This window comes from Levilactobacillus hammesii DSM 16381, from assembly GCF_001434395.1.
In the GTDB taxonomy this organism is placed as follows: domain Bacteria; phylum Bacillota; class Bacilli; order Lactobacillales; family Lactobacillaceae; genus Levilactobacillus; species Levilactobacillus hammesii.
In genome coordinates this window covers 162,278-187,927 of the sequence record NZ_AZFS01000060.1, presented here as the reverse complement: position 1 = coordinate 187,927, position 25,650 = coordinate 162,278, and the positions used below count along the sequence as shown (strand labels likewise).

Genomic DNA, 25,650 nt, shown 5'->3' with positions numbered 1-25,650 from the left:
TTCGAGCGCTTACATCCCCGATTTGACCCTCACCATCGCTTACCGAAGATGTTGCATGATAGTATCGAAAAAGCACGTAAGGCCAATCAAAAAGGACGCCGTCCGAAGACGACATCCCCGATTTGATTTCAGTTAACTAAGCATTTTGCTTGGGTGAAGCCAGTCGCTTGTAGAAAACCCAGTAGCTCCAGATGAAGTAGATTAACACGATTGGTAAAATCGTAAACGTGAGAATCGTCATCAAGTGCAGCGTGTAAGGCGAGTTGGAAGAATTCTTAATCAGCAACGAGTTGGCGGGATTATTCGCAATCATAACCCGTGGGAATAACCCATTGAAAATCAAGACCACCACACTGATTAAGGACAGGCCACTACCGATAAAGGATAACCATTCATGATTTCCTAATACACCCCAGTAGGCCAAGACGGTGAAGATAACCAGAGCAACCACAATTGCCGTTGTGGTCATTGGCTTCTTATCAAAGAAGTCGGTAGAGAAGAACAGGAGAATGGCGAAAACCACTTCACCGGCAAACAACACCGGATAAAGAATCTTATTCCAGGACAACGCCCGTTCACGCAATTCCCCAGTCGTCTTCAAACGAATGAAGTTCAACCCATGGACCAGGCAGAGAACCGTCACAGCGACCCCACCTACCACGGAGAAGAGATTGACGTAATCACCGAAATGCGCGGTCATATCACCGTTTTTATCAATGGGCATCCCAGCAATCATCGCGGTAAATAACATCCCGAAGAGGAATGCCGCACAGAAACTACCGATGGTTGAGGCCCATTCCCAGAAGTTACGCCAAGTATCGGTTTTCATATTGGCCCGAAATTCGAAGGAGACCCCCCGGAAAATCAGCGCCGCTAAGATCAGGAATAAAACCAAGTAAAAGCCGGAGAATAAGGTAGCGTACCACATTGGGAAGGACGCGAACATCGCCCCACCAGCAGTGATCAGCCAGACTTCGTTACCGTCCCAGTGTGGGCCAATGGTCTTAATGACCACATCCCGTTCGTCACTGGTCTTGGCGAAACTCTTCACCAACATCCCGACACCGAAGTCGAACCCTTCAAGGAAGAAGAAACCACTAAACAACACGCCAATGAGAATAAACCATAGGAATTGTAGGCTAGTCATGGTTGAACGCCCCCTTCGAGTAAGGATCTAACTCTTTCGTATCGCCAGCTGAATAGCCGTCAGTGTTCTCGACGTCCGGACCAGCCTTTAACGTCCGGTGACAAAGGATAATCATAACGAGACCCATGATGGCAAACATCGCGAAGTAAACGATATTGGTCGTCAGCAACGAGGCCACGGAAACATTTGGCGATACGGCATCCGCGATGGTCAACAGGCCATAGACAATCCAAGGGTAACGCCCAAATTCAGTGACAAACCAACCGGCGGTGTTCACAACGAATGGTAGCCATAGGCAGAGGCCTAAAATGTAGAGGAACCACCGTTGCTTCATAATCAATTGCGAACGCTTGCGGTTAAAGATTAAGCCCACTATAGCGAGTAAAGCGAACAGGGCCCCAGCACCTGCCATGATTCGGAAGCTCCAGAACAGCGTCTTTGTTGGGACGTAGTAGTTCATGTCACTACCGAACTTCTTATCGTATTTCGCGTGCATATCTTTATTAACCTGATTCATGCCTTTAACGGTCCCCGTCGTCTTATGATAACTCAGGAGGTTCAAGACATAGGGAACATCCACGGACCAAGTCGTCTTGTGTTGCTTGGTATCAAACCCGGAAACAGCAGCCCATTCACCTTTGTTGGTGGAGTTCTTGTAGAGCCCTTCCATAGCGGCAAATTTCATAGGTTGGTTGTTAATCAGGTAACGCGTCTGTAAGTCCCCACTGGCAATGGAACCCAGGGAGAAGATCAACCCGATAACCAAGGCAACGTTCAGTGACTTGCGGTAAAAACCAACGTGATCCTTCTTCAGTAACCGCCAAGCAGAGCAGCCGGCGATCACGAAGGCAGCGGTTACAAAAGCCCCGAAAATAACATGTGGAAATTCATTCCACAGCTGGGGATTCCCCACCACTTTACCAAAACTGACCATTTGAACATGACCGGTCTTTTGATTAATGATGTACCCCAAAGGATTTTGCATGAAACTGTTCGCTGCCAGAATCCATAAGGCAGATAGTGAAGACCCGAACATAACGAGCCAAATAAAGAGTGTGTGAACCCACTTGTTGAAACGATCCCAAGTGAACATCCACATTCCGATAAACGTTGATTCCAAGAAGAATGCGGCCAAGGCTTCGATGGCCAGTGGTGCGCCGAAGATGTCTCCCATGAACCGAGAGTATTCGGACCAGTTCATCCCAAATTGGAATTCTTGAATAATACCAGTAACCACACCGACGGCGAAGCTGTAGAGGAACATTTTGCCCCAGAACTGCGCCATCTTTTTGTAATCCTCATCACCCTTGATGGCGTACATGGTTTCCATGACCGCCACCACAAAGGCTAACCCGATTGAAAATGGAACGAAGAAGAAGTGAAAGACAGTGGTCATTCCAAATTGGAACCGCGCTAGGCCCAGGATATCCAGACCAAGATTTAGCATTTTTCTAACCTCCCCAAACGTTATTAGTGTAAATAAATAATTGCTGTCTTGTGTTCATTATATCGAGTGATAAGTCAGTTTTCAATGCCTGGGCCTCAATATCCCAAAGATAATGGATTATATTCGAAATTTATGTGAAAAATGTTCGCTGATTTTCGTAACACATTGAAAAAAGTGTGCTAAATTTAATTAAAATTAATGCATACGCTTACAAATTTCTCGGATAAAATGCACAAAGTCGTGATAAAATATAGATAAGTAATAGGTATGAGGAGGTTTTTCATCATGACAGAACGCGTACTTGCCCTACAACCATTGGCAGCAGAACAACGGACCCAGCTGGAACAGACCGGCGTAGAGATTGTGGATGCGGCAGACTGGGAAAGTCAGTCCCCCATTACCATCATCTTTGGTTGGGATAAGGAAGTGGGTCCAGCCGCATTGATGGCGCCCAACAATCACGTCAAGTGGATTCAAACGGTCAGTGCGGGCATCGATTACCTACCCTTGGACTGGATTAAAGCCCACGATGTGCAGGTAACGAATGCCAGCGGCGTTTATTCACCGGCAATTGCGGAATCAACGTTAGGCTACTTGCTTTACTTTGTTCGGGGCTTCAATGAAGCCGTGAAGAATCAAGCCGGCCACTTTTGGCAACAACCTGCTCGGGATGACCTGAGCCTGCTGGCTAGCCAAAGAGTCGTCATTTACGGGACTGGCAGTATTGGTCAAAGCATTGCCAAATTACTGAATGGCTTCGGCAATCGTCCAGCCGGTGTGAACCGCTCGGGCCATCCAGTGGACGGCTTTGAGACAGCCGTTAGCCTAGACAACGACTACGAGTTACTGAAAAACGCAGACATTGTTATCAACGCGATGCCTGCCACCAGTACCACCGTCCACTACTTCGATGAAACCTTCTTTAAGCAGCTGGATGGGCTCAACGTTTTCGTCAATGTTGGACGTGGCAAGTCGGTCGATCAACAAGCCTTGATGAACGCCCTCCTCTATCAAAACGTGCTCCACGCGGCTTTAGATGTCTTCGAGGAAGAACCACTGGACAAGAACTCACGGCTGTGGGATTATCCAAATGTCCTGGTCACGCCACACGAGACCGGTTTCGCTAAGGAAAACACCAAGCCCATTCTGGGGATCTTTGAGAAGAACCTGTCAGCCTGGTTGAATGATGGGAGCTTACCGGTTAATTTGACGGATGTGTCTTTGGGCTACTAAACAGTCTAAACGTTAACTTTAAAATAAAGGGTGTCATCGCTGACAACGGTCAATTTTTGCCAGGCGGTGACATCTTTTTTATGGTCGGTTGTAAGCTGCGCGACTCCCGTTCAAGATCACGATAAGCTGTAGCTATCAATATTTATCATAAGTAACTCATTGATGTAAAATCACGCGTATCCCCCTCGTCACGTACATGATACCGCGCTCAAAAATATAATTGTATTACCATCTTTTTGCAGCTTTACAAAATTAATACAAAAAATCTACATCCCCACTACATTCTCCTGTTACGCTAGTTTATGTCTTAAATTTACTGACCCAATTAGGAGGAATCACATACATGCACCGATCAACTATTGTCAAATCATTAAGCCTCGCCGGCGTCGTTCTATCACTAATGAGTGTGGGTGTGCCCAGCGCATCAGCAGCCACTGCGACCGCACAAACACCAGTGACGACCGAAACGACCACCACGGGAAACCAGACTAGCAATAGCACGACCGATCAACCACACGTCACAGAAGAACCCACTGATCCCGTTGCCCTTTATGGTAACGTTAACGATACGCTGATCAAACTAGCGGGAACTAAAAACACCCGTGACATCGGCGGCTACAAAACCGCGGATGGTAAATGGCAGATTAAAAAGAACCGTTTAATTCGTTCTGACAACTTAAATAAGATTAACAATAATGACAAGCGGATTCTTTCTGCTGATCGCCACGTAACTTCTATTGTTGACTTCCGAACGGATGGCCAGATCAGTGGTCTTCCCGATCAACACATCGCTGGCGTAGACAACACCAGCATTTCTATCCTGGGTGAAAAAGCCTACACCGACAGTATTGCGTTGAGCGAAGAATTTTCCGGTGACGGTGGCTTCTACGTTCAACAATTGGAATTCGGCCAATCCGCTATCCAGGGCTACAACCGCTTCTTAAACATGCTTCTGCAAAATAACTTTGCTACGTTATACCACTGCTCCTCAGGTAAGGACCGAACTGGTATCGCGACGGTTCTGATCATGACGATCCTGGGTATGGATGAAAAGACCATCACCAATGACTTCATGCAGTCGGCTCAAACGGGTCGAACGGTTAAGCTCAGCTGGCTCAAGGAATACTTCCGCGAAATCAAGACGCGCTACACGACGATGGATCGCTACATCACCAACGTCATCGGTTTCTCCCGTCCACAACAGGAAAAGATGCGCGCCATGTACTTAGTCTCCGCTGATGGGTTGAACCTGCCTTACCAGGAAAATGATCAGGTTGCGCCAACGCCAGCACCGGCGCCAACTAACCCTGTACCGGCACCTGCTAAGCCAGCGCCAGTTCCAGCCCCTACGACGAAACCAACGTCTGAGGCTGCAAAACCAACTAATAAGCCAACTGTCGGTCATGCGGCGGACACTGCCGTCCCAGCGGCAAAGCCTGACAAGGCCCCTCACAAAGCCAAGAAGGTCAAGGGTAAGATTACTTCAAGTAAGAAGCTTAACACGAAGTATGTCTACCACCTGAAGAGCAACAAGAAGTGGTTTAAGGACGCTCACCTGCAAAAACTTCTGGGCCACACGAACAAGAAATATAAGCGGACAACTTGGAAGTTGACTAACGTTGAACGTATTAAGATTAAGAGTAAAACTTACACTTACTACAAGGTCAAAGATCATGCTGGTCATAAGGCTTGGATTTTGAAGGCTTATGTAGTTAAGATCACGACACATACGACTGACCATCATAAATAAATAACGCGCTAAAAGCCCATGAAAAAGCCGGTAGTCTTGGCTTTTCATGGGCTTTTACACTACTTATCTCCTAAATTTACCAACTTAACTTATGAACAAAGTGAAGAGCTATTTAATAGTAAAAATTGACTGTTCATGCGATAATTATTACGAGAAGCTGATTTTCTCATATTCACAATAATGTAACTGTTAGAGCTTTGAAATTGGAGGGGATTTTTTGAACTTTTGGGGAAGTTTCAAATTATTTTTCGCAGTTGCTGTGGGAACAATCATTTTGGGGATCAATGGTTCACCGTTAGTATCGCGATCAAACCAAATTGTGGCTCAGGCCGATACAACGATAAACGTTCAGGACCAAGGTATGACGGGTGACAATAAAACTGCTAATAATATTGCTTTACAAAACATTATAAACCAACATTCTGATGGCGACTTGACCATTCACGTTCCTAAAGGAACTTATCTATTTGACTCCGGTGCTATTAAACTACACTCGAATATTACTTTTGAATTCGACAAAGGCGCTATCTTCCGAATTACTTCTGGTCACATGCTGTGCTTTGTCTATCCAAGCCCTAAAGCTGGGTACAATGGTGGAATTAAAGATGTCAAATGGGAAGGAGCTACCTTCCAAGGAGACAATGCTTTATCAAAACAAAGCTTTTTCACTCAAAGTGTGCACCACGCATCAAATGTAACATTTGATAAATGCTCTTTTTACAATGCAGAAGCACCTACTGGTCACTATATTGATCTAGATGGAAGCCGCAATATCAACATTAAAAATTCGAGCTTTACAGGTTTCAACGGAACATCGACTCAAGACTTTAAAGAAGCCATACAAATCGATTATTCTAATCCTAATGCTATGTCCTACCGAAATTCCGGAGATCATTATGACAATTTACCAACTTACAACGTAAGAGTCAGTCATAATATTTTTTTACCAATTTACAGTAACTCTGGAAAAATCATCTCATATGCACCAAATCCCATTGGTGAACATGCTATTTTTAATAAGGGCAAAGCCGGAATCATTCACGATATTCACTTCACTCATAACACTGTCACTGATCCTAAACCATTGATGCAAAAAGATAATGCCACTATTCGATTCATCGATGTCTCTAATCTCTGGATTGAAAATAACAATTTTGTCAACCATCAGGTTATACGAACTGGCAATTATATCTGTCTTAGTAATCTTTTAGCTAACTATAAAATGAAAAATTTAAATATTAAAAGTAATTCCTTCATCAATATCAATCCAAACAAAGAATATATTTTTCTTAACAACGCCAATCCAAAAAATCCCATGTTAAACGTTAATATTACTGGGAACAACGTAGTAAATAAAAATGCAAAGGTTCCTTTCGTCAAAGAAAATTTCCCAATAAATTCGACTACAACTAAAATTTCTAACAACAAAGTTATCCATCGCCACGTATAAAATCATTATTTGTAATGTACTTCTGATGTTGCGTAATCACAGTGTGATTACGCAACTCTTTTAGATCAAAGGCAAGATGAATCCTTAATCTAAACCTACTAAAGCCGCCAGAACCGCAACTTAGTCTGTTCGACGACTTTACTTTTGCCTTTGATGCCCTTCATCGATCTACTCAAGTATTTATAAATCAAGATGCTATAGATAGAATCTCAACTATTCCTTAGAGTATCTAGAAAACTTTCAATTTCTGCTAAGTAGCTGCGTCTTCTGTTTAATACTGTTATGAGTCACGTAACGTCCTAATGTTTAACAACACTTCCGAGTTTTGTAGCAATTCGTATGCCTATTGTGGTTCATTATCAATGTTAAAGGTGTAGACAACTGCACTACGCTAGTAACACGAATGTACTTATGATAATTTTTTAAAGAATAAAAAAACATCTGTTGTTGGTAATCAAGCAACTTGATTACCAACAACAGATGTTTCATAACCTCAAAACTTTGTATGTTCAAATCTATAGCCCCGTCATTTGACAGGTATTTAATTCAATTATAATGGTACCTATGATATGCTCCACAATCTATATTTACATGGAAATATTAATTTTTGACAACATTCAAAACAAGACAAAAATAAATGCCCATCATTAATCTTAGGAAAGAATAAGCTAATCAAGGAAAGTTACTTGTATTACTAAAAACGGCTGCTGATCCTGTTGACTTATACGGAAGGCCCAACCCATCTCGAATATGATTTGTGACACGTTGCAGTTCTTTTTTATGCATCATTTCCATATCCTGACCATTCATTTCCTTGCCATGCCCCTGAAGATGAGTCTCTTTGACTATCTTATCAGAGGAGCGGTAATCCTTAGCCAACTCCGTTAAATTATTAAAGTTCAAGTCAGTTTGAACTTGACTCGACAAAGAGTTTAAAAATGATCGATTTAGAAGCGTTGAAATTGAACCACTCTTCTTTACTAAAGCCACCAAAACAGATCGCTGCCGCGTTTGCCGTCCATAGTCGTTGTTGGGATCATCATACCGCATACGTGAATAAGCTAGAGCCTCTGCCCCATCCATATGGGTCTTAGCTCCCTTCTTAAATGTATATCCCTCATACTTAAAAGATAATGTCGGTACAACTTCGATACCATTGACTTCATTGATGACTTTCTTCATTCCACCCATATTAATCAATGCATAAAAGTCAATTGGAATATTTAACATCTTCTGAACAGTCTTAATCGTTGTTTTAGAACTCCCCCAAGCATACGCTGCATTAATCTTTGACGGCGCACGATTCTCGAATCCAGGAATTGCTACGGCTGTATCACGAGGAATACTTGTGACCGTTGTTTTATTTTTATCAGGGTTTAATGTCACAATCATCATACTGTCTGTTCGCCCTTTATAAGTCCGGTTGAGTGCTCCTGTGTCAGTCCCTAAAAGAAGAATAGAGATTGGCTTTTTTCTTTTAATTTGTTGACTCACATTACGCTGTTTGTTAACACCAGAGGCTTTAAAGGACCTGTTCACAGTAGACTCAATGTTACGATAACTTTCCATTCCATAAGCTACACCAGCAACAATAAAAATCAAAATTATAATTAAAATAGCATTCCTAAATATATGTTTCTTCTTAGTATGTTGCATTTAGATACCTCCACTCATATCTATCTTAAAAATGTTCTTTGTTAATCTTTCAATAAGAGAAGTGCCCTTTTTATTATTCCGGCACGTAAAATAATCAATATTAAGACATAAATAACCATCCCAATAATAACCTCTACCGTCAATGCCAACCAAGAGCTAGCCAATTGTCGATCCATAACTTTTACGACTACAAACATCACCACTCCCGCTGTTAGGTACTTACTTGTACCAGCAAACAACTTATTAGCTTTGATCTGATTACGAACAATCCACAATTGGTAAACCGTGACTGTCAACTCTGAAAGGACCGTTGCTACTGCAGCTCCTACACCTCCCCACAGAGTAATCAGAGGGATGTTTATAATAATATTAACGATAGCACCAAGAACAACTGACACTGTATAAGGCTTTGTCTGTTTCGTAGGTAAAAGATACTGAGTTCCAACCGCATTACTCCAAGCAATCAATATAATTACGATTGATTCTATTGTCATCAGTAAGGTCACTGGTCTAAAACGATCAGTAAAAAAAAGTGGAACAAACTTTGACGCCACAGCCATTATTCCAAAATACATCGGAAATGCAACTGCCGAAACAAAAGAAAAACTCTCATACAAGTAGTTTCGCGTCTTTTCATGATCACCGTTAACAAATGCATTAGCCACATGCGGAAGCATAACTGTTCCCGTTGCCGTCACAATGGCCAAGATCATTTTTATAATTTTATCAGATTGATCAAAATACCCTGCCGCTTGAACTGATGTCATCACGCCCAGCATTGTTTTATTAACGACTAAATAAACTTGAGTTGCAATCTGGGGAATAAACAATGCCAAAGATGGTAATAAATGACGACCGACATTTAACTCGTTAAAGACTGGTCGACCAATATACTTTCTTAGACTAGGAAATAGAGTCAAATTCCCTAACAACAACGAAATTGACAGGAGTAAAATATACAAGCCAAGATCCGATTCATTTTTTACAAAAGTAAAAATGCTAATCAACGTGACAATTTTTACAACTAAATTTCGTAATACTGTTACCGCGAAATCTTCGACACCCATGAAAAACCATGAAATGTCAAAGGCTGCCGCAAGTAAAGATGCAAATTGTGCCAAGTAATATACATGGTAACGACTCGTCGACATCAAGAACACAAAGAAAGCTAACGAAGCCAATAAAATAGTCAGAATACGCATTAAAAATATTTCATAAAAGTTTCTGGTCAGCTCTTGATAATTCCGGCGAGCATAAGCAATTTGTCGATTACCATACAAGTTAACACCCATACTACCAAAAAGAATGAAATATTGAATAATTGAGTTAGTATAGGCACTAATTCCTATCCCAGTTGGCCCTAAAACACGAGATAAATAAGGCGTAGTAACCAAAGGAACCAATAAAATAAATACCTGATAAAAAGCATTATACAAATAATTCCGAACGACCTGCATAAGATCACCTAATCCCCAAACTCTCGGTGAACAACCTGCAGTGCAGCCATAATAGTCTGATCCATATTATAATAACGATATTGGCCAAGCCGTCCACCAAAAACAACATTGGGCACTTTAGATTTTGCCAGATCTGTATACTTCTTATATAAGGACCTGTTTTGCTGATCATTTATAGGATAATACGGCTCATCTCCTTGATGCCAAGCCTGAGGATATTCATAGGTAATAACCGTTTTTCCTTTATTTCCCTTGCCAAACTCAAAATGCTTATGCTCAATGATTCGAGTGTATGGATGATCAGCATCCGTATAATTAACCACCGCATTTCCTTGATAATTATCCACATTTCTCACTTCTGTCTCAAATTTAAGACTTCTGTACTCTAAGGCACCCAATTTATAATCAAAAAATTGATCAATCATTCCTGTATAAATCACCTTAGCCCCGTGCTCAATGCCCTCATCACGATGTTCAAGATAATCAATATTAGTTTTTACGTTGATCAAACTACTATCTAAAAGTTTTTCAATAATTTGCGTATATCCCCCGATCGGAATACCTTGGTATGGATCATTAAAATAGTTATTATCATATGTAAAACGCACTGGCAATCGCCGAATAATAAATGAAGGTAATTTGGTTGCCGACCGCCCCCATTGCTTTTCAGTATAGCTTTTGACCAGTTTTTCATAAACATCCGTTCCAATTAAAGAGATTGCCTGTTCTTCAAGATTTGTTGGCTTACTAGTCAGCGAAACTGCATTCTTCTGTTCCTCAATCTTAGCCTTAGCCTCATCAGGTGTGATAACCCCCCAAAGCTTATTAAAAGTATTCATATTAAAGGGAAGATTATAAATTTCACCATGATAATTGGCAATTGGGCTGTTAATATATTGATTAAATTCAGCAAACTGTTGTACATAATCCCAAATATTTTTCATCTTTGTATGAAAAATATGTGCTCCATACATATGAACTTGTATGCCCTCAATTTCCTTTGTATATATATTTCCACCAATATGATCTTTTTTTTCAAATACAGTAACATGCTTACCACGTTTTGCTGCCTCATATGCAAATACTGCGCCAAACAATCCCGAACCAACAACCACATAATTAGACATAAACACACTCCCTCTGTACTAATAACCCAATCTACACGTTTTTTTCTCTTTGAACTCTGAACTTTTTATTTAAAAAAAGTAACCAGTCAAGAATCATCCAAATTACGATTGTCTTGATAAAACCAGAATTAAATATATTTTCATAAAATTTATTTGAAAAGAAGGATAGTACTAGCGCTGCAACAATCTTCGAATAAATTAAAACTGATATTGAAACACCTCTATTGCTAAAATGCTTGAACGTTTTAAAAGATATCTGACTTATTATAGCCATAATTCCTACCAAAAAGGGCACCCCTGCATATCCAAAATCATAGACAAATGGATAAAATGTTGTGTACACATTGCCCAAGCTTAGGCCATTAACGCTGAGAAACGGTAAATCTAAAGTATAATACTGTGAATTCACTCCAATATAAGGCGCCAAGGCCTTATGAAGAAAAATGAATGTTTGCCCTCCAAAAATACCATCCTGTACTGGAAAAGTACCTTGTAAGAATATATCAAGATTTTTTATTTCGGCTCCAAAATAAATGGCTAGATAATATCCAAAAGAATACTCGGAAGTGTCTCTACCCATCATCGAGGCCAAACTTTGAAATGAAAATACAACTAGTATGAACAACAATGATGCAATAAAAACTAATTTCAAATTTCCTTTAGTACTCCAACTATTCTTTTTTTTAAGAAATGCGTACACATAGACGGCTAAACATATCATCAACGTAAGCAATGCACTTCTTGCCCCCAAAAGGACGCTGTTAACAGCACTAAAAAAAACAATTAGCAATGAGAAGAAATCTAACTTTTTTTTCTGAGCCCAACGCTTAACAATAACAAATCCGAAAAAATAACCTGCCGCATCAGTAAACGTTCGTAGTAAATTCAATACTCTAGGCAAGCTTGTATCAAAGTTTCCACTATTACTCAACGATTGTGCCCTGTATAGAGAAATTGACTCAGGCAAGCTACCTGCTGGAGAAATTATCCTCACTTCATGTATTGAATACACAATCGTAAATAGCTCTATTAAAACTATTATTAATAGTTTCCATGTTTCAATAGGTTCAAAAGATCTGACCGTATTTTTACTTTCCTTTTCAAAACTAAATAGCTCGTTCGTAAATAACGCAACAATAATAAAAGTAAAAACGCCACCAATTATGACCCAAAAGGTATTATCATGCAGGTTTAAACTCCATTCATCTCTATACATATATGCCCACACAACACCGAAAAAAATTGAGGCCGTAAATAAAGAAGACGGAGCCAAAAGCTCATATTTATTTAAAACATAACTGAGAAGAAGTAGGGAAAAGAGCAAGACTATTAACAATAATAACATTTGCTACCTCCTTCAATAAAATGATCGGCTTTATATCATGCTCACGGAATAAATCTACTCATCTTAGCTTCGATAAAACCGAATTTCGGGATTAAAGAAGGCTCCTTTGTATAAACCTTTACATAACATTCCTATTTTCTTCCATTTCAAACGATCGTTAGATTTAATTAGCCTAGTGAGTGTAACCAATGATTTAAAGAAGAAGATCCATCCCCTATTTTCCATTCTAGAATTATAAAAAGAGTTGCGATAACTGTAAAAGTATCTAGCTAGCTTTTTTTCTATTTTTTCATTTATAATATCCACATTCAGATTCTGTTGTGTTTTATGAACTACATGACTATTCGCAACAAAATATCCCTGATGATCACTACTCATTCTTTGTGTGTACTCCGTATCATCTCCCCAAATAAAAAATTCAGGAATTGGCAGCCCATACTTTTTTACATCAGTAGATTTAACTAAAACCGAAACAAACGTACCCGATCTAACCGCAATTAATCCATCATCAACCTTCTCAGACCAAAATTTTTCAGGCATCAGTTGATTCATTTTGGCAGAGGTACCATCTTTCCACCGAACATTACTTGAAAGAAATCCCCAATCTGAATCCAACACTCGGTCTGCATCTAAAAGCCTGCTAAGTGTATTTTGGTCTGCAATAGTATCATCATCCATAATCCAAAGATAATCCGGGTTAAGACTCATTGAATGCTTGATTCCTTCAAAGAATCCGCCGGATCCACCAATATTTTTCGAAAGCCTAACATAATTCACACGGAAATGATTATCTGCAATACTTTCCATATAATCTTGCGTATCGTCAGAACTATGATTATCAATAACCAACACTTCACTAACTGGACTATTCTGCTTCAAGATTGCTCTTACACACTCTTTGAGATATTCCACTCTATTATACGTAACTACAATTGCCACTACTCTTTTCACAACATATCCCCCCTCTTTTAAATTTACATTACCGATTACTATCTGAAATAACATTTCTCATGAGAGAAACCACACGATGGCTTGCTAAACCATCCTCCACTATACTCAGCTTTCCATAAAACCTTCTCAGCTTCAAAGCATAGACATTTGCATCGAAATCATTTATCTTTTCACTTAATTCATCAATATTATTTGCAACTGGAAATGGCAGTTTCTCTCTCCTAAAGTATGTCGATCTAATCTTTGAAAAGGATTTCCAATCCTCCATCAGTAAGAAAACTGGTTTCTTGGTCAAAGAAAAATCAAACATAGCTGATGAATAATCAGTAACAAGTACACTGGCAACCGAATAAAGCTCAATTATATCAGGAAATGAAGTAGCATCAATGACACCATCAAGCCCTAGACCAATATCTTTAATATTCGGATGCAGCTTTAAAATGATTTTCCATTCACCACCAAACCTGTCAGCAAATATTTGCGAAATTCTCTTAAAATCAATTCTATAAATACGGGTATCACCGTTATCTCTGAAAGTAGGGGCATAGAGTACATAATGCGTCTTTGGATCCAATCTCAAGGCGTTGATGGCCTGCATCCTCAAATTAGCACTTTCGGTTAACAACTTATCTACTCTGGGCGTTCCGGTAGTTCTAATTTCTCCATCATACCAAAACGCGTTTCTACATATCTCTTTTCCAAAAGAACTGTTCGTCAATAGATAGTCGATCATTTTTGAATCACGCTGAGCTGTTTTTATATACTTATCAGATAGTGTACTTTCAATATCCTTTTCAATTTTTTTAAATGGAATCGATCCGTGCCAAGTCTGAATGTATACCTGACCCCGTCTCTTCACAACGAAGTTTTGTTTACGTGTGTTATCTACCCATATTTTTGATGTAGCCAACTCGTATAAAAAGCGTAGAGTGTTATACTTCACACTTCTTATGCCATCGGGCAAAGTCACTTCTCCGGGAGCTCTTAAAACAAAGACACAATCGACTTTCAAGTTTTCATCAATCACTTGCTTAGCAATATACTTAGGATTATCAGAAAAAGAGCGAGCCGAAAATGCAGAAAATAGTATTTTATTTTTTTTAATTGGAAATATCCAAAAAAGCTTTATTATTAGTGTTAGTAGTGGCTTTACATACTGCTTTATTTTCATAAGGCTCTCCTTTAATAAAACTGAATCTAAGCTAAGTCGTATTCTTTTTCAATCTTATCAATTGTGTAGCTTATCAAATACCCTTCCTTCAAAAAACATGACTTGAATAATTCAAAATCTTCACGATCAACACTATTTTTAAGCGAACTATTCATCTGATCACACCATACACTCACTGGATCACTCAGCTTTAGAAATGTTACTTGATTTGTAATATTCAAATCATGGTCAACAGAATCTGAAGCAACAATAGGAATACCTGCTGCCTGTGCCTCCATACCAATAAAGGGCATCCCTTCATATAAAGATGGCATCATCAAAATATCCATCGCTTGAAGTAAGTTGGGAATATCATTTCTATTCCCCAGAAACTTCACTCTACTTTTTATACCCAAATCTCCAGTCTCATTTACCAACTGCTTCTTTAAAGAGCCTTCTCCTGCAATTAGCAAAAGGGAGTTTGGATTTCTATCAAGATAATTCTTAAAAATCTTCAACAAGAAAGCATGATTCTTTTGTTCTTCTAATCTTGCAATACTACCAACAACTACCGTGTTAGAATCAACATGTAGTCTATTTCTATAATTATCTCGAATCGTTTTCGAAAAACGATATTTAGACACGTCAATACCATTCTTAATGTCTACCACATGATACTTATTCATAAATTCTTTCCCAAACATCCATTTACTGGCCTCTGTTGAGCAACTCCATCTATCAGTCGTAAAGATCTGTTGTATGGGACGCATAAAGAAATGCATGAATTTGCCAGAATCACTACCATTGTGACTATGAACAATAAATCTTACATTCTTCTGAAAAATAATTGGCCAGCAATATAGAAAGGTCTTTGCCGAACACTCATTAGCATGTACGATGTCATATTTATGTGTGAAATAAAATTTAATAATATCAAAAAACCAGCCTATTGGATGATGTCGCACAGACCGCACTTTAAATACATGACGGGCTTTTTTTATATTCTTAGAAAATTTTTCATCCACATCTTGAAAAAGTAATAAGTCGATAGAATATTTACTTCTATCGACTCTATCTAGTAAATTCATAATAAAGGTTTCAATCCCACCAACGCCACTTGTCATACCAATTAACAATATCTTCTTCATACTGATTCACTCATTTCCCTCAAAGACTGTCTATCATTTTCCCAAATGATTCCGCCATCATTCTAATTGTGTATCCGGCATTTTCAATTGTCTTTATATTCCTTTTGGAGTTTTCAGCCCGTGCGGATCTGGATTCAGTAATCTCATTAACCCAGTCATCAATCTTATCAATTGAAATTTCTCTGACGGTATCTGTCAGCTGAACCTCAACCGGTATATTCTTAGAACAAATAGAAGGCAATCCATTTGCCTGCGCCTCTAACAATGCGTAACCAAATCCTTCTGTTTTAGACGGAAAAATAAACTCGTCTAATGCTGAATACCATTCATTTAAATTTTCCACAACACCAAAGAAACAAACTTGATTCTCTAAGGATCGGCGATGGACAATTCTCTTTAATTCTTCATACATAGGTCCTCTGCCAAACATACACAATTTATAATTGGAATTTACATCCGATAACCTTTCAATCAGCTTGATCGCAAAAATCGGATTTTTCCTTTCTTCCAAAGTACCGACAAAACCGATTAATAAGTCATCCTCTGTATAACTATTCTCCAACCTGAGGCTTTTCCTCTTACTCTCATCATACAAAAATTTCTGGGCATCTATGCCATTCTTTAAAATGCCAACCCTTTTTGAACTCCCAAACATCCAGTTAGCCGCATCAACTGATACCGCCAACATCACATTACTACATCTTTTAAAGATCATCCTACCAAAGCGATTAACCAATCCCAGTAAAATCTTTTGAAAAATCGTCGGAGTCTTACTGTAATAAACATTGTGGCTTTGTACAACGATTTTCGCATTAGTGTACATTTTTGCAAATAAAACTCCAAAAAAATTCCACGAAGCAGAGTAGTTAAAGTGGATTATGTCAAAACTAGAAGAATGTTCCTTAAAAAAAGCTCTCATTTGAAGAATATGCAAAAGAATATCTTGCGTAATTGGTACAACATCGAATTTTTGCCAAGATTTATTGCATATAATCCTATCCATATTCTTTTTCCCCGAATAAGATAAGCAACTAATCTCATATTTATCAGTGGAGGCCATTTGGGAGTATAAGGACATAATATATCCAGTTAGTCCACTTCCTTTTTGATAATCTCCCACAACTAAAATTCTTTTCATACATTTCCTCCATACATAATAAAACCAATTTAAAAATGAGTTACCTTCCCACCTAAATTTAACTTTCGAAGCATAAAAAAGAAAACTTTTTTAACTGGATGTCGCTTACCCAATTGTCTCCATTGAACCTCTCCATAATTAATTTCATTTTTATCTATCCACACGTCCATAAGTAATTCAGAAAGGTAGCCAAAAACCCTCTTCTCCTGATCGGAATAACCACTAATGTCAATTCTAATCTCTAATTGATGCAAGACCTCAAAAATCCACTTACAATAATCATCAAATTTTTCGCGCTTCATTATGAACATGTTAAACATATGAGCCTGACGTCTTCTCATAACATCATCAAAACTAATTAAATAATCTGGGCATGTATCAGATATTACTTCACGTAGCTTTAACAGGGGCATTTTTTCATGAGCATGCACGTAATGAGAATAATTAGATTCAATATAATACTTTCGTACATTAGGCAAAACGACATCGTACTTTTCTAGCATGTGCGTTACATCCGAAAGTTTCAAAACATCCTCTAATTTTCGGGATCGTTTTAAGAAGAACATTCTTCTATAATGCACTAAGCCAATCGCATCTACCCCTGTTAAATTTTTCCATGCCCAGTAAACTGCTGTCAATTCATTATAATTAGTATTTTTATAAGAAATATTTTTCCCTTCATCATCCCGTTGATAAGTAATTCCCGAACGATAATTTTGCTTTGCCCCAACCAAGACAGGCAAATATAAGGTCTTATCATCTGGCATCGGAAAAGCCTTATGGGCTGCCACTAAAATTTTTACTTTAATAATTAGCACTCCTTCAAAGCTAGTATGCACCATTGGGTTTAAAAAAAACAAATACAGTATGTATGAGTATCCATAAATCAAACCTAATTCCACGATGACTTATATAAGCCAAATCTAGACGGAGCATCTCATCAAAACTAGCATTATTTCTGACGGTAACCTGCCATAGACCTGTACATCCTGGTTTCACAATTAACCGTTGCTTATCATAATCCGTATACTCTGCAACCTCACGTGGCAGAGGTGGACGCGGCCCTACTAGACTCATCTGCCCCAATAGCACGTTTACTAATTGAGGCAATTCATCCAAACTATATTTACGAATAAAACGACCCACAGTCGTCACGCGTGGATCTTCCCTCATTTTAAACATTGCGCCATCAACATCATTAAGTTTCAATAACTTCTTCAGTTTTTTATCGGCATCAACAACCATTGATCGAAATTTATACATTTTAAACTTTTGCTGGTGCTTGCCCAACCGTACTTGTGCATAAAAAACTGGTCCAACGGGATCCTCTAATTTAATAGCTGTCGCTACAATTAGAAAAACCGGTGACAATACTGCTAGACCAATCAAGCTCGCTACGAAATCAAAAATTCGTTTACCAACTCGATATATGTATCGGTGCTGTTCATACTGAACATCAACCGCTAGGGATTTAAGCTTTTCATTGCTATACTCCATTAGAACAACCAGAACCTCCGTTTCTTCTTCACCGCCGAAATTCTCTTCACTTCCGGCATCACGACATCATCCCCATTAACAATCGCTTTGGCATTTTCATTAAACGTCTGTGCACCCTGCTCCCCAACCTGGTCTACTAGCTTATCAAATGCGGCATCCATCAAGAAACGACGACCCTCAAAGTTATGCGCATCAGATGAAAAAGCAAATCCCAAGTTGGCGTTAATAATCTTTGCTGTTAAATTCTTAACGCTATCACCGAAAATACCGAGATAGCTACTACTTGTAAGCTGTGTCAGACATCCCATCTCAACAAAATCATACAGGCGGTCCGGATCTTTTTGAAAGCCATGGTTTCTTTCCGGATGCGCAATCACTGGCGTAATCCCCCGTGCCTGTAGCTCAAAGATCATGTCTTCGGTATACTCTGGAATCCCACTGTGCGGCAATTCCAATAACAAATACCGGCCACCCTCATCCATAAACAAAATATCATCCGCGTCCAACGCCTTTAGGAGCTCTCCAGTCAAATGGACCTCCTGTCCCGGGAACACCGTCAGCGGTATTTCCGTAGCGTCCAACGCAGCCTGGAAGGCATCTGTTTTAGCAATGACATCTTGTTTATGGTTCAGATACATCCCATCCATATGATGCGGTGTCACTAAAATATGCGAGATACCTTGTTTAACAGCCACTCGTGCCATTTCCAAGGACATCTCCATATCCTTCGAACCATCGTCAACACCCGGCAAAATATGACAATGTAGATCAATTAATCCCATTACTTACCATCAGTCCCATAATATCCACCATAGTTACCACCATAATAGCTACCACCGTAATAGCCCTCAGACTTCTGAGCCGTTACACGATTCATCACTGCACCCAAAATATTGGCGTGCACTGTCTCTAGCAATTGCTTAGCCCGCCGCACACCGTTCTTATCAGCAATCCCTTGTGGAACAACTAAAATAGTGCCATCGGTTCGAGCAGCCAATAACTGTGAATCTGTCACCGTATTGACTGGCGGCGCATCAAAAATGATTAAATCATACTTTTCACTTAGCTTATCGATCAACTGCTGAACACGATCGCTACCCAACAGTTCTGCCGGATTCGGTGGGATCGGCCCACTGCTAATCACATCCAGATTATCGATAATTGTCGGCTGAATAACAGCCGCTAAATCCATCGCCTGTGAAAGATAGTTGGTCAGACCCGCGCGATTGCTAACGCTAAATGATTTATGTACAGTTGGTCGCCGCAAGTCAGCATCAACGAGAATAACCTTGGTTCCTTGATCGGCCCAAGTGACGGCCATGTTGTTACTGACGGTCGATTTTCCTTCTGAGGGTTCCGAGGATGTAAACAAAACCGACTTCAGGTCCTTCCCCAAAGAGGAAAATTGGATGTTGGTTCGAACCGTTTTAAACTGTTCCGATATCTGTCCTGCAGGATCAGTATAGGTAACCAGACCAACCCCATACTTTAGGCTTGTGTCATCTAATTTCTTTTTCCGGCTCTTAAACCATGCCATTGTCATCACCTACACCCTTCTACGCCGTTCTCGTGTCTCGACATCACCCTTGCCATCAGTAATCAATACGCTAGATTCTGGGCGATGAACGTGACCAATTCTTTTCTTCACATCAACCTGATCAATCTCACTGATCACGCCCAAGCTGGTTAACCCCAACTCATCCGTCAAGAACGCTTCCGTGGTGACGGTTCGATCGGTCACCTCTCGAATGAAAGCCAACATAATTCCCAATAGTATCCCCGCAACAATTCCAACCAATAAATTCAAGGCTTTCCTAGGACTCACTGCGTCGTAATCTGGCACTGCACGTGAGACAATTGAAACGTTATTCACGCTCATCATCTTCACAACTTTCTGCTTAAAAACTTTAGCCGTTTCATTAGCGATTGCAGCTGCCGTCTTTGCATCTGTCGCAGTTGCCGTTACCGAGAAAACTTGTGAGTTGGTTTCATTACTGATCTTAAGTGCGTCCTTAATCCCTGCCATAGAACCCGGATAGCCTGGATAGTCGCTGACCGTCTTATTAACCGTGGTCAACACGGTTGGACTGGTAATGATATCCTTATATGTACTAATCATCTGAACGTCAGCCTGCACCTGTTGAAGTTGTGCTCCCTGATTTTCTGGCGAAAGCTTGCGGTTGACCAAAATTTCCGTCGTCGATTCGTATTTAGGCGTCATCACAAAAAAAGTGATAAAAATAGTGGCTATGAAAACCACGAGTGTTGTGACACCAATCATCTTCAAATGTTTCCACAAGATACCTATAATCTGCATCAAACTTATTGTCTGTTCTGAATCCATATTCTCCTCCAACACTACAGTTTGTTTATCGAACTTACTAAAGCCACTCAAAAACGACAACAAGAGAAATGTTATCACTCAAGTTAATTAATATCAATGACATTTATGCATAACTGTATAATCACAGCTAGAATATTATTGTTCAACCATCTTATTATACTATAATATATTGTCCGCAATTAATACATTCTCATTACGCTTTTCCTGTCACATCCGACACGCCTTGTCTAAATTTGTTCGGTTTTCCCGTGATAAGTCAAAAGGCACCCACCACAACTGATCGTTGTAGTGGGTGCCTTTTGATTGCATCATTATTATTTAGTAACCGCCAGTCCCACCATTCGAATCTCCGGTGTTCCCGCTGTTACCGCTATTTGTCGTATCTGTACTGGTCGTCGTTGCTCCTGACGTACTCATATCCGCAATCGTCCCGGTCTTCTTGTAAGCCAGGCTTAAGCCATTTCGGATATAATTGGTCACTCGCTGTAGTTCGGATTTCGAGGCCACTTCCATACTTTGACTGTTAATGGTCTCACTCGTTCCCTGCAGGTGAGTCGTCTTGATATGCTTCGTTGCCGACAGGTAATTCGTGGTCAGCGCCGTCAGATCGTTAAAGGTCAAGTCGGTCTGTGTCTGCTTCGTCAGTGAGCTAATAAACTGCTCGTTCAGCAAGGTGCTAACCGAGCCAGACTTCGCCAGCAAGGCCATGATCACCTTTCGCTGCCGCGTTTGCCGACCGTAATCTCCCTGTGGATCGTCGTCCCGCATCCGCGCGTAAGCCAGGGCCTGTTTCCCGTTCATGTGGGTCTTAACGCCCTTCTTAAACGTGTAGCCACCATAGCTAAAGCTCAGCGTCGGCGTCACCGTTACGCCCCCGACCTCATCAATAATTTTTTCCATCCCACCCATGTTAATGATGGCATAGAAATCAATCGGCACGTTCAGCATCTGTTGAACCGTGGTGATGGCCGTCTTGGACTTCCCATAGGCGTAAGCCGCATTGATCTTCGAGATCCCATAGTCTTCGTAACCCGGAATCGTGATGGCCGTATCCCGTGGAATACTCGTGATCGTGGTCTTATCGGTCTTCGGATTAATGGTGACCACCATCATACTATCCGTCCGTCCGGCAAAGGTCCGTCCCAGAGCCCCCGTATCGGTTCCCATCAACAAAATCGAAATGGGCTTCTTCCCCGATAGCTGTGCATCCACGTTCCGGAGTTTCTTCGCTCCAGACGCCTTATAAGAGGTCTTAACGGTGTTCTTGAGGCTTTCATACTTATGCATCCCATACGCCGTTCCCCCAGCCAGTAAGGCTAGAATTACAATGATAATAATATTCCGTATGGGATGACGCTTTCTTCTTGGTCTGTGTCGTGGTTCCATGGTTTGTGTTTACCACCCTTCCATCCACCCGTTAGCTTACCGGATGGGGTTAAATTGTTCTCTCATTAACTGACTCGTCCATTATAGAGGCCTTTCCTTAACACTTCCTGAGTTCATGACATTCTTAATAAAAAACAAAGCGTTGCCGTCTCTGCAGCAACGCTTCGATGTATGAGTTTTTCGTTCGTGTTTAGTTTCGTAAAGGACGCCAGCTTACTCCGCCAGGGACTCACGACGGACCCGACTATGGTGATAGCCGTAGCTCACGTAGACGACCAGGCCCAAGACTACCCAGATACCAAATGCTTCCCAGGTAAAAGGTTGCAACTGCGTCATCAGGTAGACACAGGCCAGGAAGGACGCTATGGGCAGGAAGGGATACCATGGCACCTTAAACGAGGTCTCCATATCCTTAAATCGCTCGTCATGGCGTAGGAAGACAATTCCCAACGATACCATGGCAAATGCGGACAACGTCCCAATGTTAACCAGTTCCGCGATCTTATCAATCGGAATAAAGGCCGCAAAGATACTCGCAACGACCCCAAAGATCCAGGTATTGGCCACGGGCACGTGCGTCTTCGGATGTAGCTTTTTCAGTGACGCTGGCAGTAAGCCATCACGACTGATGGCAAACAACAACCGCGTGCCCCCGTAGGACATCACGATCAGCACCGTGGTCATCCCCACGATCGCCCCGAAGGAAATCACGCCAGCTGCCCAATCCTGATGAATCAGGTTAAGCGCAAACGCTACGGGATCGGCCACGCTCAGCTTGGTATAGTGAACCACCCCAACTAATACGGCAGATAACCCAATGTAAAGCACCGCCGCCACCAACAGGGAGGAAATGATCCCGATGGGCATGTTTCGTTTGGGATTCTTCACTTCTTCACTCGCCGTCGACACCGCGTCAAACCCAATGTAGGCGTAGAAAGCCACGGCCGCCCCCTTGAAAACACCGTGCGTCCCATAGGGCATGAATGGCCGATAATTGGCGGGCTTAACGTAAAAAATAGCAATAGCAATAAATAATAAAATAACTAAAATTTTAACGATCACCATAATGTTATTGATGCGGGCCGACTCGCGAATCCCTTTAGAGAGTAACGCGGCTACCAGCATCGTGATCAGCAGCGCCACAATATCAATGCCGCCACCTTTGACCCCGGCGGTTCCCGCTGCAGCTTGAAGGAACGGTGGTAATTTAATACCGAAACCACCCATCAAGTTCTGGAAATACGAGGACCAGCTCACGGCCACTGAAGATACGGCGAAGAGATACTCCGAAATCAACGCCCAACCGAGGATCCAAGCGATAAATTCGCCAAACACGGCGTAGACGTAGGTATAGGCACTCCCCGCCAGCGGAATCGTTGAGGAAAATTCAGAGTAACACAGCGCCGCCATGGCACAGACGACCACGGCAATCACATAGGAGAGCATCACGCTGGGACCTGTATAGTTAGCGGCAATCAGTCCGGGCGTGATAAAAATCCCAGAACCGACAATCGCGCCGATCCCCATAGTGGTTAGACTGAACGCGGTTAAGGTCTTTTCCAACCCCGTTTTCTTGTATAAATCAGTCTGCACCTGTTTCTTAATAAATAGTTGTAGTGGCTGCTTTGCCATTGCGACTCCTCCTTCCGCTCATATAATGAGAATTTGATAAGACTAATTATTACATTCTAATTTTGATTGGTCGGAATGTCAAGATGAAAATTGCGCTGAAAGCGTATTCTGCCGGGATTCGTTGGGTTGTTTAATTGACCAACCGGCGATTTTGAATCGTCACTTTAACCGGCTGACCGTCACAGTCGGATCATAATCCGATTGTTTCTGAAGTTAATCATTCTCGCTTCATTTGGGTCTAGTTAGCCGCCGCTTCCCCGCCTGAACACCATGACCGTCTGCTGCCAGTCTTTAAGACCGACTTCCCTGGAAGAAGCTCTCCCCGTCATCGTCAGTCAAAAAAATTCAATTCTCATTCGTGCCAATAATACCGCGGCTTTTCGGCGTCATTTCTGGCAACTTTTCTCGCGGAATTCTAATTTTTATGTTTACAAATCAAAAAAAGGTGCTAGGATTAATCCCATAAGATAAAAAACGGAGGAAAGACGAGTACGTCTAGTCACCCTGTCAGTGAGTTGGGACTTAGTGCAAACCCAATCAGTGTGTGGCTATTCGGAATAACACTTTCTTAGTTGCTTCCTGAAACGAGGTCATCGCAGTAGGGCTAGCCGTCGACCGGTACGTTACCATCGGTAGAGTATGTTTGTACTCTAATTGAGCTGGTCCATTTCTAGAGTGGGCAACTTGGGTGGTACCGCGAAAGTTTTTTCGTCCCTTGATTACACAAGGGATGGAAAAACTTTTTTTATTTTATCTGAACCTAAAACCCAAAGGAGAATTGCTTATGCATTTAATTATTCCAAAATCATACGATCCAAAATTATCTGTTAAGGACACTCAGGAAGCCATCCGTTACATCCGGGAAACCTTCCAGGAAGAATTCGGCAAGCAGCTCAACCTCTCTCGTCTGACGGCACCTATGTTTGTGGAAAAGTCCACCGGTCTGAACGATAACTTAAACGGTGTTGAAAAGCCCGTCTCCTTCACCATGGCCGACATGGGCGATGCTACCATTGAAATTGTCCACTCCCTGGCCAAGTGGAAACGGGTTGCCCTAAAGAAGAACGGCTTTAAGATGCACGAAGGCCTCTACACCAACATGAACGCCATTCGTAAAGACGAAGACTTAGACAACTTCCACTCCGCCTACGTTGACCAATGGGATTGGGAAAAGGTGATTGCCAAGGACGAACGGACTGAAGAAACGCTCAAGTCCACTGTCCGCACCATCTTCAAGGTCATCAAGCACATGGAACACGAAGTTTGGTACAAGTTCCCCCAAGCCGTTCACCACTTACCAGATGAAATTCACTTCATCACCACGCAAGAGCTCGAAGACATGTACCCTGAGATGACCCCTCGCGAACGTGAAAACGCCATTAGCAAGAAGCTCGGCTGTGTCTTCCTGATGAAGATTGGTGGCGCCCTCAAGAGCGGCAAGCGGCACGATGGCCGAGCCCCTGATTACGATGACTGGGAGTTGAACGGTGACATCATGTTCTGGTACGAACCCCTACAACAGGCCATTGAAATCTCCAGCATGGGTGTCCGGGTCGATGCCGCATCCATGAAGAAACAATTAAAGATTGCCCACGCCGAAGACCGGTTAAGCCTGCCTTATCACAAAATGATTATGAACGAAGAACTCCCTTACACCATTGGTGGTGGGATCGGCCAATCCCGGTTATGTATGCTACTCCTGGGTAAAGCCCACGTGGGTGAAGTCCAAACGTCCATCTGGCCACAAGCCATGATCGATCAATGCGAAGCAGCCAACATTCACTTACTCTAA

General features: G+C 41.3%; 21 protein-coding genes. 4 read left to right on the top strand and 17 right to left on the bottom strand.

Features of this window, described 5'->3' with window-relative positions; translation table 11 throughout:
- Positions 1 to 136 precede the first annotated feature (136 nt).
- On the bottom strand, positions 137 to 1,147 hold the full coding sequence (cydB, locus tag FD28_RS08640; protein WP_057734592.1) for a cytochrome d ubiquinol oxidase subunit II: 1,011 nt from the start codon (positions 1,145 to 1,147) through the stop codon (positions 137 to 139).
- A complete protein-coding gene (locus FD28_RS08635) occupies positions 1,140 to 2,594 on the bottom strand; it encodes a cytochrome ubiquinol oxidase subunit I (protein ID WP_057734590.1) in 1,455 nt (484 codons plus the stop codon). Before FD28_RS08635 ends, cydB begins: the two co-directional genes overlap by 8 nt.
- Before the next feature lie 285 nt (positions 2,595 to 2,879).
- Here FD28_RS08635 and FD28_RS08630 point away from each other — a divergent pair, with 285 nt between their 5' ends.
- The 3 genes from FD28_RS08630 to FD28_RS08620 all read left to right on the top strand — a co-directional run bounded on the left by FD28_RS08630 (position 2,880) and on the right by FD28_RS08620 (position 7,027).
- Positions 2,880 to 3,827, top strand: a complete 948-nt coding sequence (locus FD28_RS08630) for an NAD(P)-dependent oxidoreductase (RefSeq protein ID WP_057734588.1) — start codon at positions 2,880 to 2,882, stop codon at positions 3,825 to 3,827.
- Between the two features lie 343 nt (positions 3,828 to 4,170).
- Positions 4,171 to 5,577 carry a tyrosine-protein phosphatase gene (locus FD28_RS13530; RefSeq protein WP_057734586.1) on the top strand — a complete coding sequence of 469 codons (1,407 nt, stop codon included), beginning with the start codon at positions 4,171 to 4,173 and terminating at the stop codon, positions 5,575 to 5,577.
- 217 nt (positions 5,578 to 5,794) lie between these two features.
- On the top strand, positions 5,795 to 7,027 hold the full coding sequence (locus tag FD28_RS08620) for a glycosyl hydrolase family 28-related protein (RefSeq protein WP_057734584.1): 1,233 nt from the start codon (positions 5,795 to 5,797) through the stop codon (positions 7,025 to 7,027).
- 672 nt (positions 7,028 to 7,699) lie between these two features.
- Here the strand turns inward: FD28_RS08620 and FD28_RS08615 are convergent.
- The 15 genes from FD28_RS08615 to FD28_RS08545 form a co-directional block, all read right to left on the bottom strand.
- On the bottom strand, positions 7,700 to 8,683 hold the full coding sequence (locus tag FD28_RS08615; protein WP_057734583.1) for an LCP family protein: 984 nt from the start codon (positions 8,681 to 8,683) through the stop codon (positions 7,700 to 7,702).
- Between the two features lie 41 nt (positions 8,684 to 8,724).
- Positions 8,725 to 10,140, bottom strand: coding sequence for an oligosaccharide flippase family protein (locus FD28_RS08610; RefSeq protein WP_057734581.1), 1,416 nt, complete (start codon positions 10,138 to 10,140; stop codon positions 8,725 to 8,727).
- An 8-nt stretch (positions 10,141 to 10,148) separates the two neighbouring features.
- Complete coding sequence (gene glf, locus FD28_RS08605; protein WP_057734579.1) at positions 10,149 to 11,267, bottom strand: UDP-galactopyranose mutase; 1,119 nt, start codon at positions 11,265 to 11,267, stop codon at positions 10,149 to 10,151.
- A 31-nt stretch (positions 11,268 to 11,298) separates the two neighbouring features.
- On the bottom strand, positions 11,299 to 12,612 hold the full coding sequence (locus tag FD28_RS08600; protein WP_057734577.1) for an O-antigen polymerase: 1,314 nt from the start codon (positions 12,610 to 12,612) through the stop codon (positions 11,299 to 11,301).
- Between the two features lie 63 nt (positions 12,613 to 12,675).
- Positions 12,676 to 13,563 carry a glycosyltransferase family 2 protein gene (locus FD28_RS08595; protein WP_057734575.1) on the bottom strand — a complete coding sequence of 296 codons (888 nt, stop codon included), beginning with the start codon at positions 13,561 to 13,563 and terminating at the stop codon, positions 12,676 to 12,678.
- A gap of 28 nt (positions 13,564 to 13,591) precedes the next feature.
- A complete protein-coding gene (locus FD28_RS08590; RefSeq protein ID WP_057734573.1) occupies positions 13,592 to 14,734 on the bottom strand; it encodes a CDP-glycerol glycerophosphotransferase family protein in 1,143 nt (380 codons plus the stop codon).
- Positions 14,735 to 14,760: 26 nt separating this feature from the next.
- On the bottom strand, positions 14,761 to 15,861 hold the full coding sequence (locus FD28_RS08585; RefSeq protein ID WP_057734571.1) for a glycosyltransferase family 1 protein: 1,101 nt from the start codon (positions 15,859 to 15,861) through the stop codon (positions 14,761 to 14,763).
- Positions 15,862 to 15,880: 19 nt separating this feature from the next.
- Entirely contained in the window at positions 15,881 to 16,999 is a 1,119-nt protein-coding gene (locus FD28_RS08580) for a glycosyltransferase (RefSeq protein WP_057734569.1), read from the bottom strand.
- Positions 17,000 to 17,028: 29 nt separating this feature from the next.
- A complete protein-coding gene (locus tag FD28_RS08575; protein WP_057734666.1) occupies positions 17,029 to 17,808 on the bottom strand; it encodes a DUF4422 domain-containing protein in 780 nt (259 codons plus the stop codon).
- Positions 17,809 to 17,827: 19 nt separating this feature from the next.
- A complete protein-coding gene (locus FD28_RS08570; RefSeq protein WP_057734567.1) occupies positions 17,828 to 18,496 on the bottom strand; it encodes a sugar transferase in 669 nt (222 codons plus the stop codon).
- The gene (locus tag FD28_RS08565; RefSeq protein ID WP_057734565.1) at positions 18,496 to 19,278 is read right to left on the bottom strand and encodes a tyrosine-protein phosphatase; all 783 of its coding nucleotides are present in this window, start codon (positions 19,276 to 19,278) and stop codon (positions 18,496 to 18,498) included. Before FD28_RS08565 ends, FD28_RS08570 begins: the two co-directional genes overlap by 1 nt.
- Positions 19,278 to 20,033, bottom strand: a complete 756-nt coding sequence (locus tag FD28_RS08560) for a CpsD/CapB family tyrosine-protein kinase (protein WP_191982168.1) — start codon at positions 20,031 to 20,033, stop codon at positions 19,278 to 19,280. The genes FD28_RS08565 and FD28_RS08560 overlap by 1 nt, the downstream gene beginning before the upstream one ends.
- Before the next feature lie 9 nt (positions 20,034 to 20,042).
- Complete coding sequence (locus tag FD28_RS08555) at positions 20,043 to 20,840, bottom strand: YveK family protein (RefSeq protein ID WP_057734561.1); 798 nt, start codon at positions 20,838 to 20,840, stop codon at positions 20,043 to 20,045.
- Between the two features lie 318 nt (positions 20,841 to 21,158).
- The gene (locus FD28_RS08550) at positions 21,159 to 22,226 is read right to left on the bottom strand and encodes an LCP family protein (RefSeq protein WP_057734560.1); all 1,068 of its coding nucleotides are present in this window, start codon (positions 22,224 to 22,226) and stop codon (positions 21,159 to 21,161) included.
- Between the two features lie 213 nt (positions 22,227 to 22,439).
- Positions 22,440 to 23,858, bottom strand: a complete 1,419-nt coding sequence (locus FD28_RS08545) for an amino acid permease (protein WP_057734558.1) — start codon at positions 23,856 to 23,858, stop codon at positions 22,440 to 22,442.
- Between the two features lie 784 nt (positions 23,859 to 24,642).
- Between FD28_RS08545 and asnA the strand changes: the two genes are divergently transcribed.
- A complete protein-coding gene (gene asnA / locus FD28_RS08540; protein ID WP_057734556.1) occupies positions 24,643 to 25,650 on the top strand; it encodes an aspartate--ammonia ligase in 1,008 nt (335 codons plus the stop codon).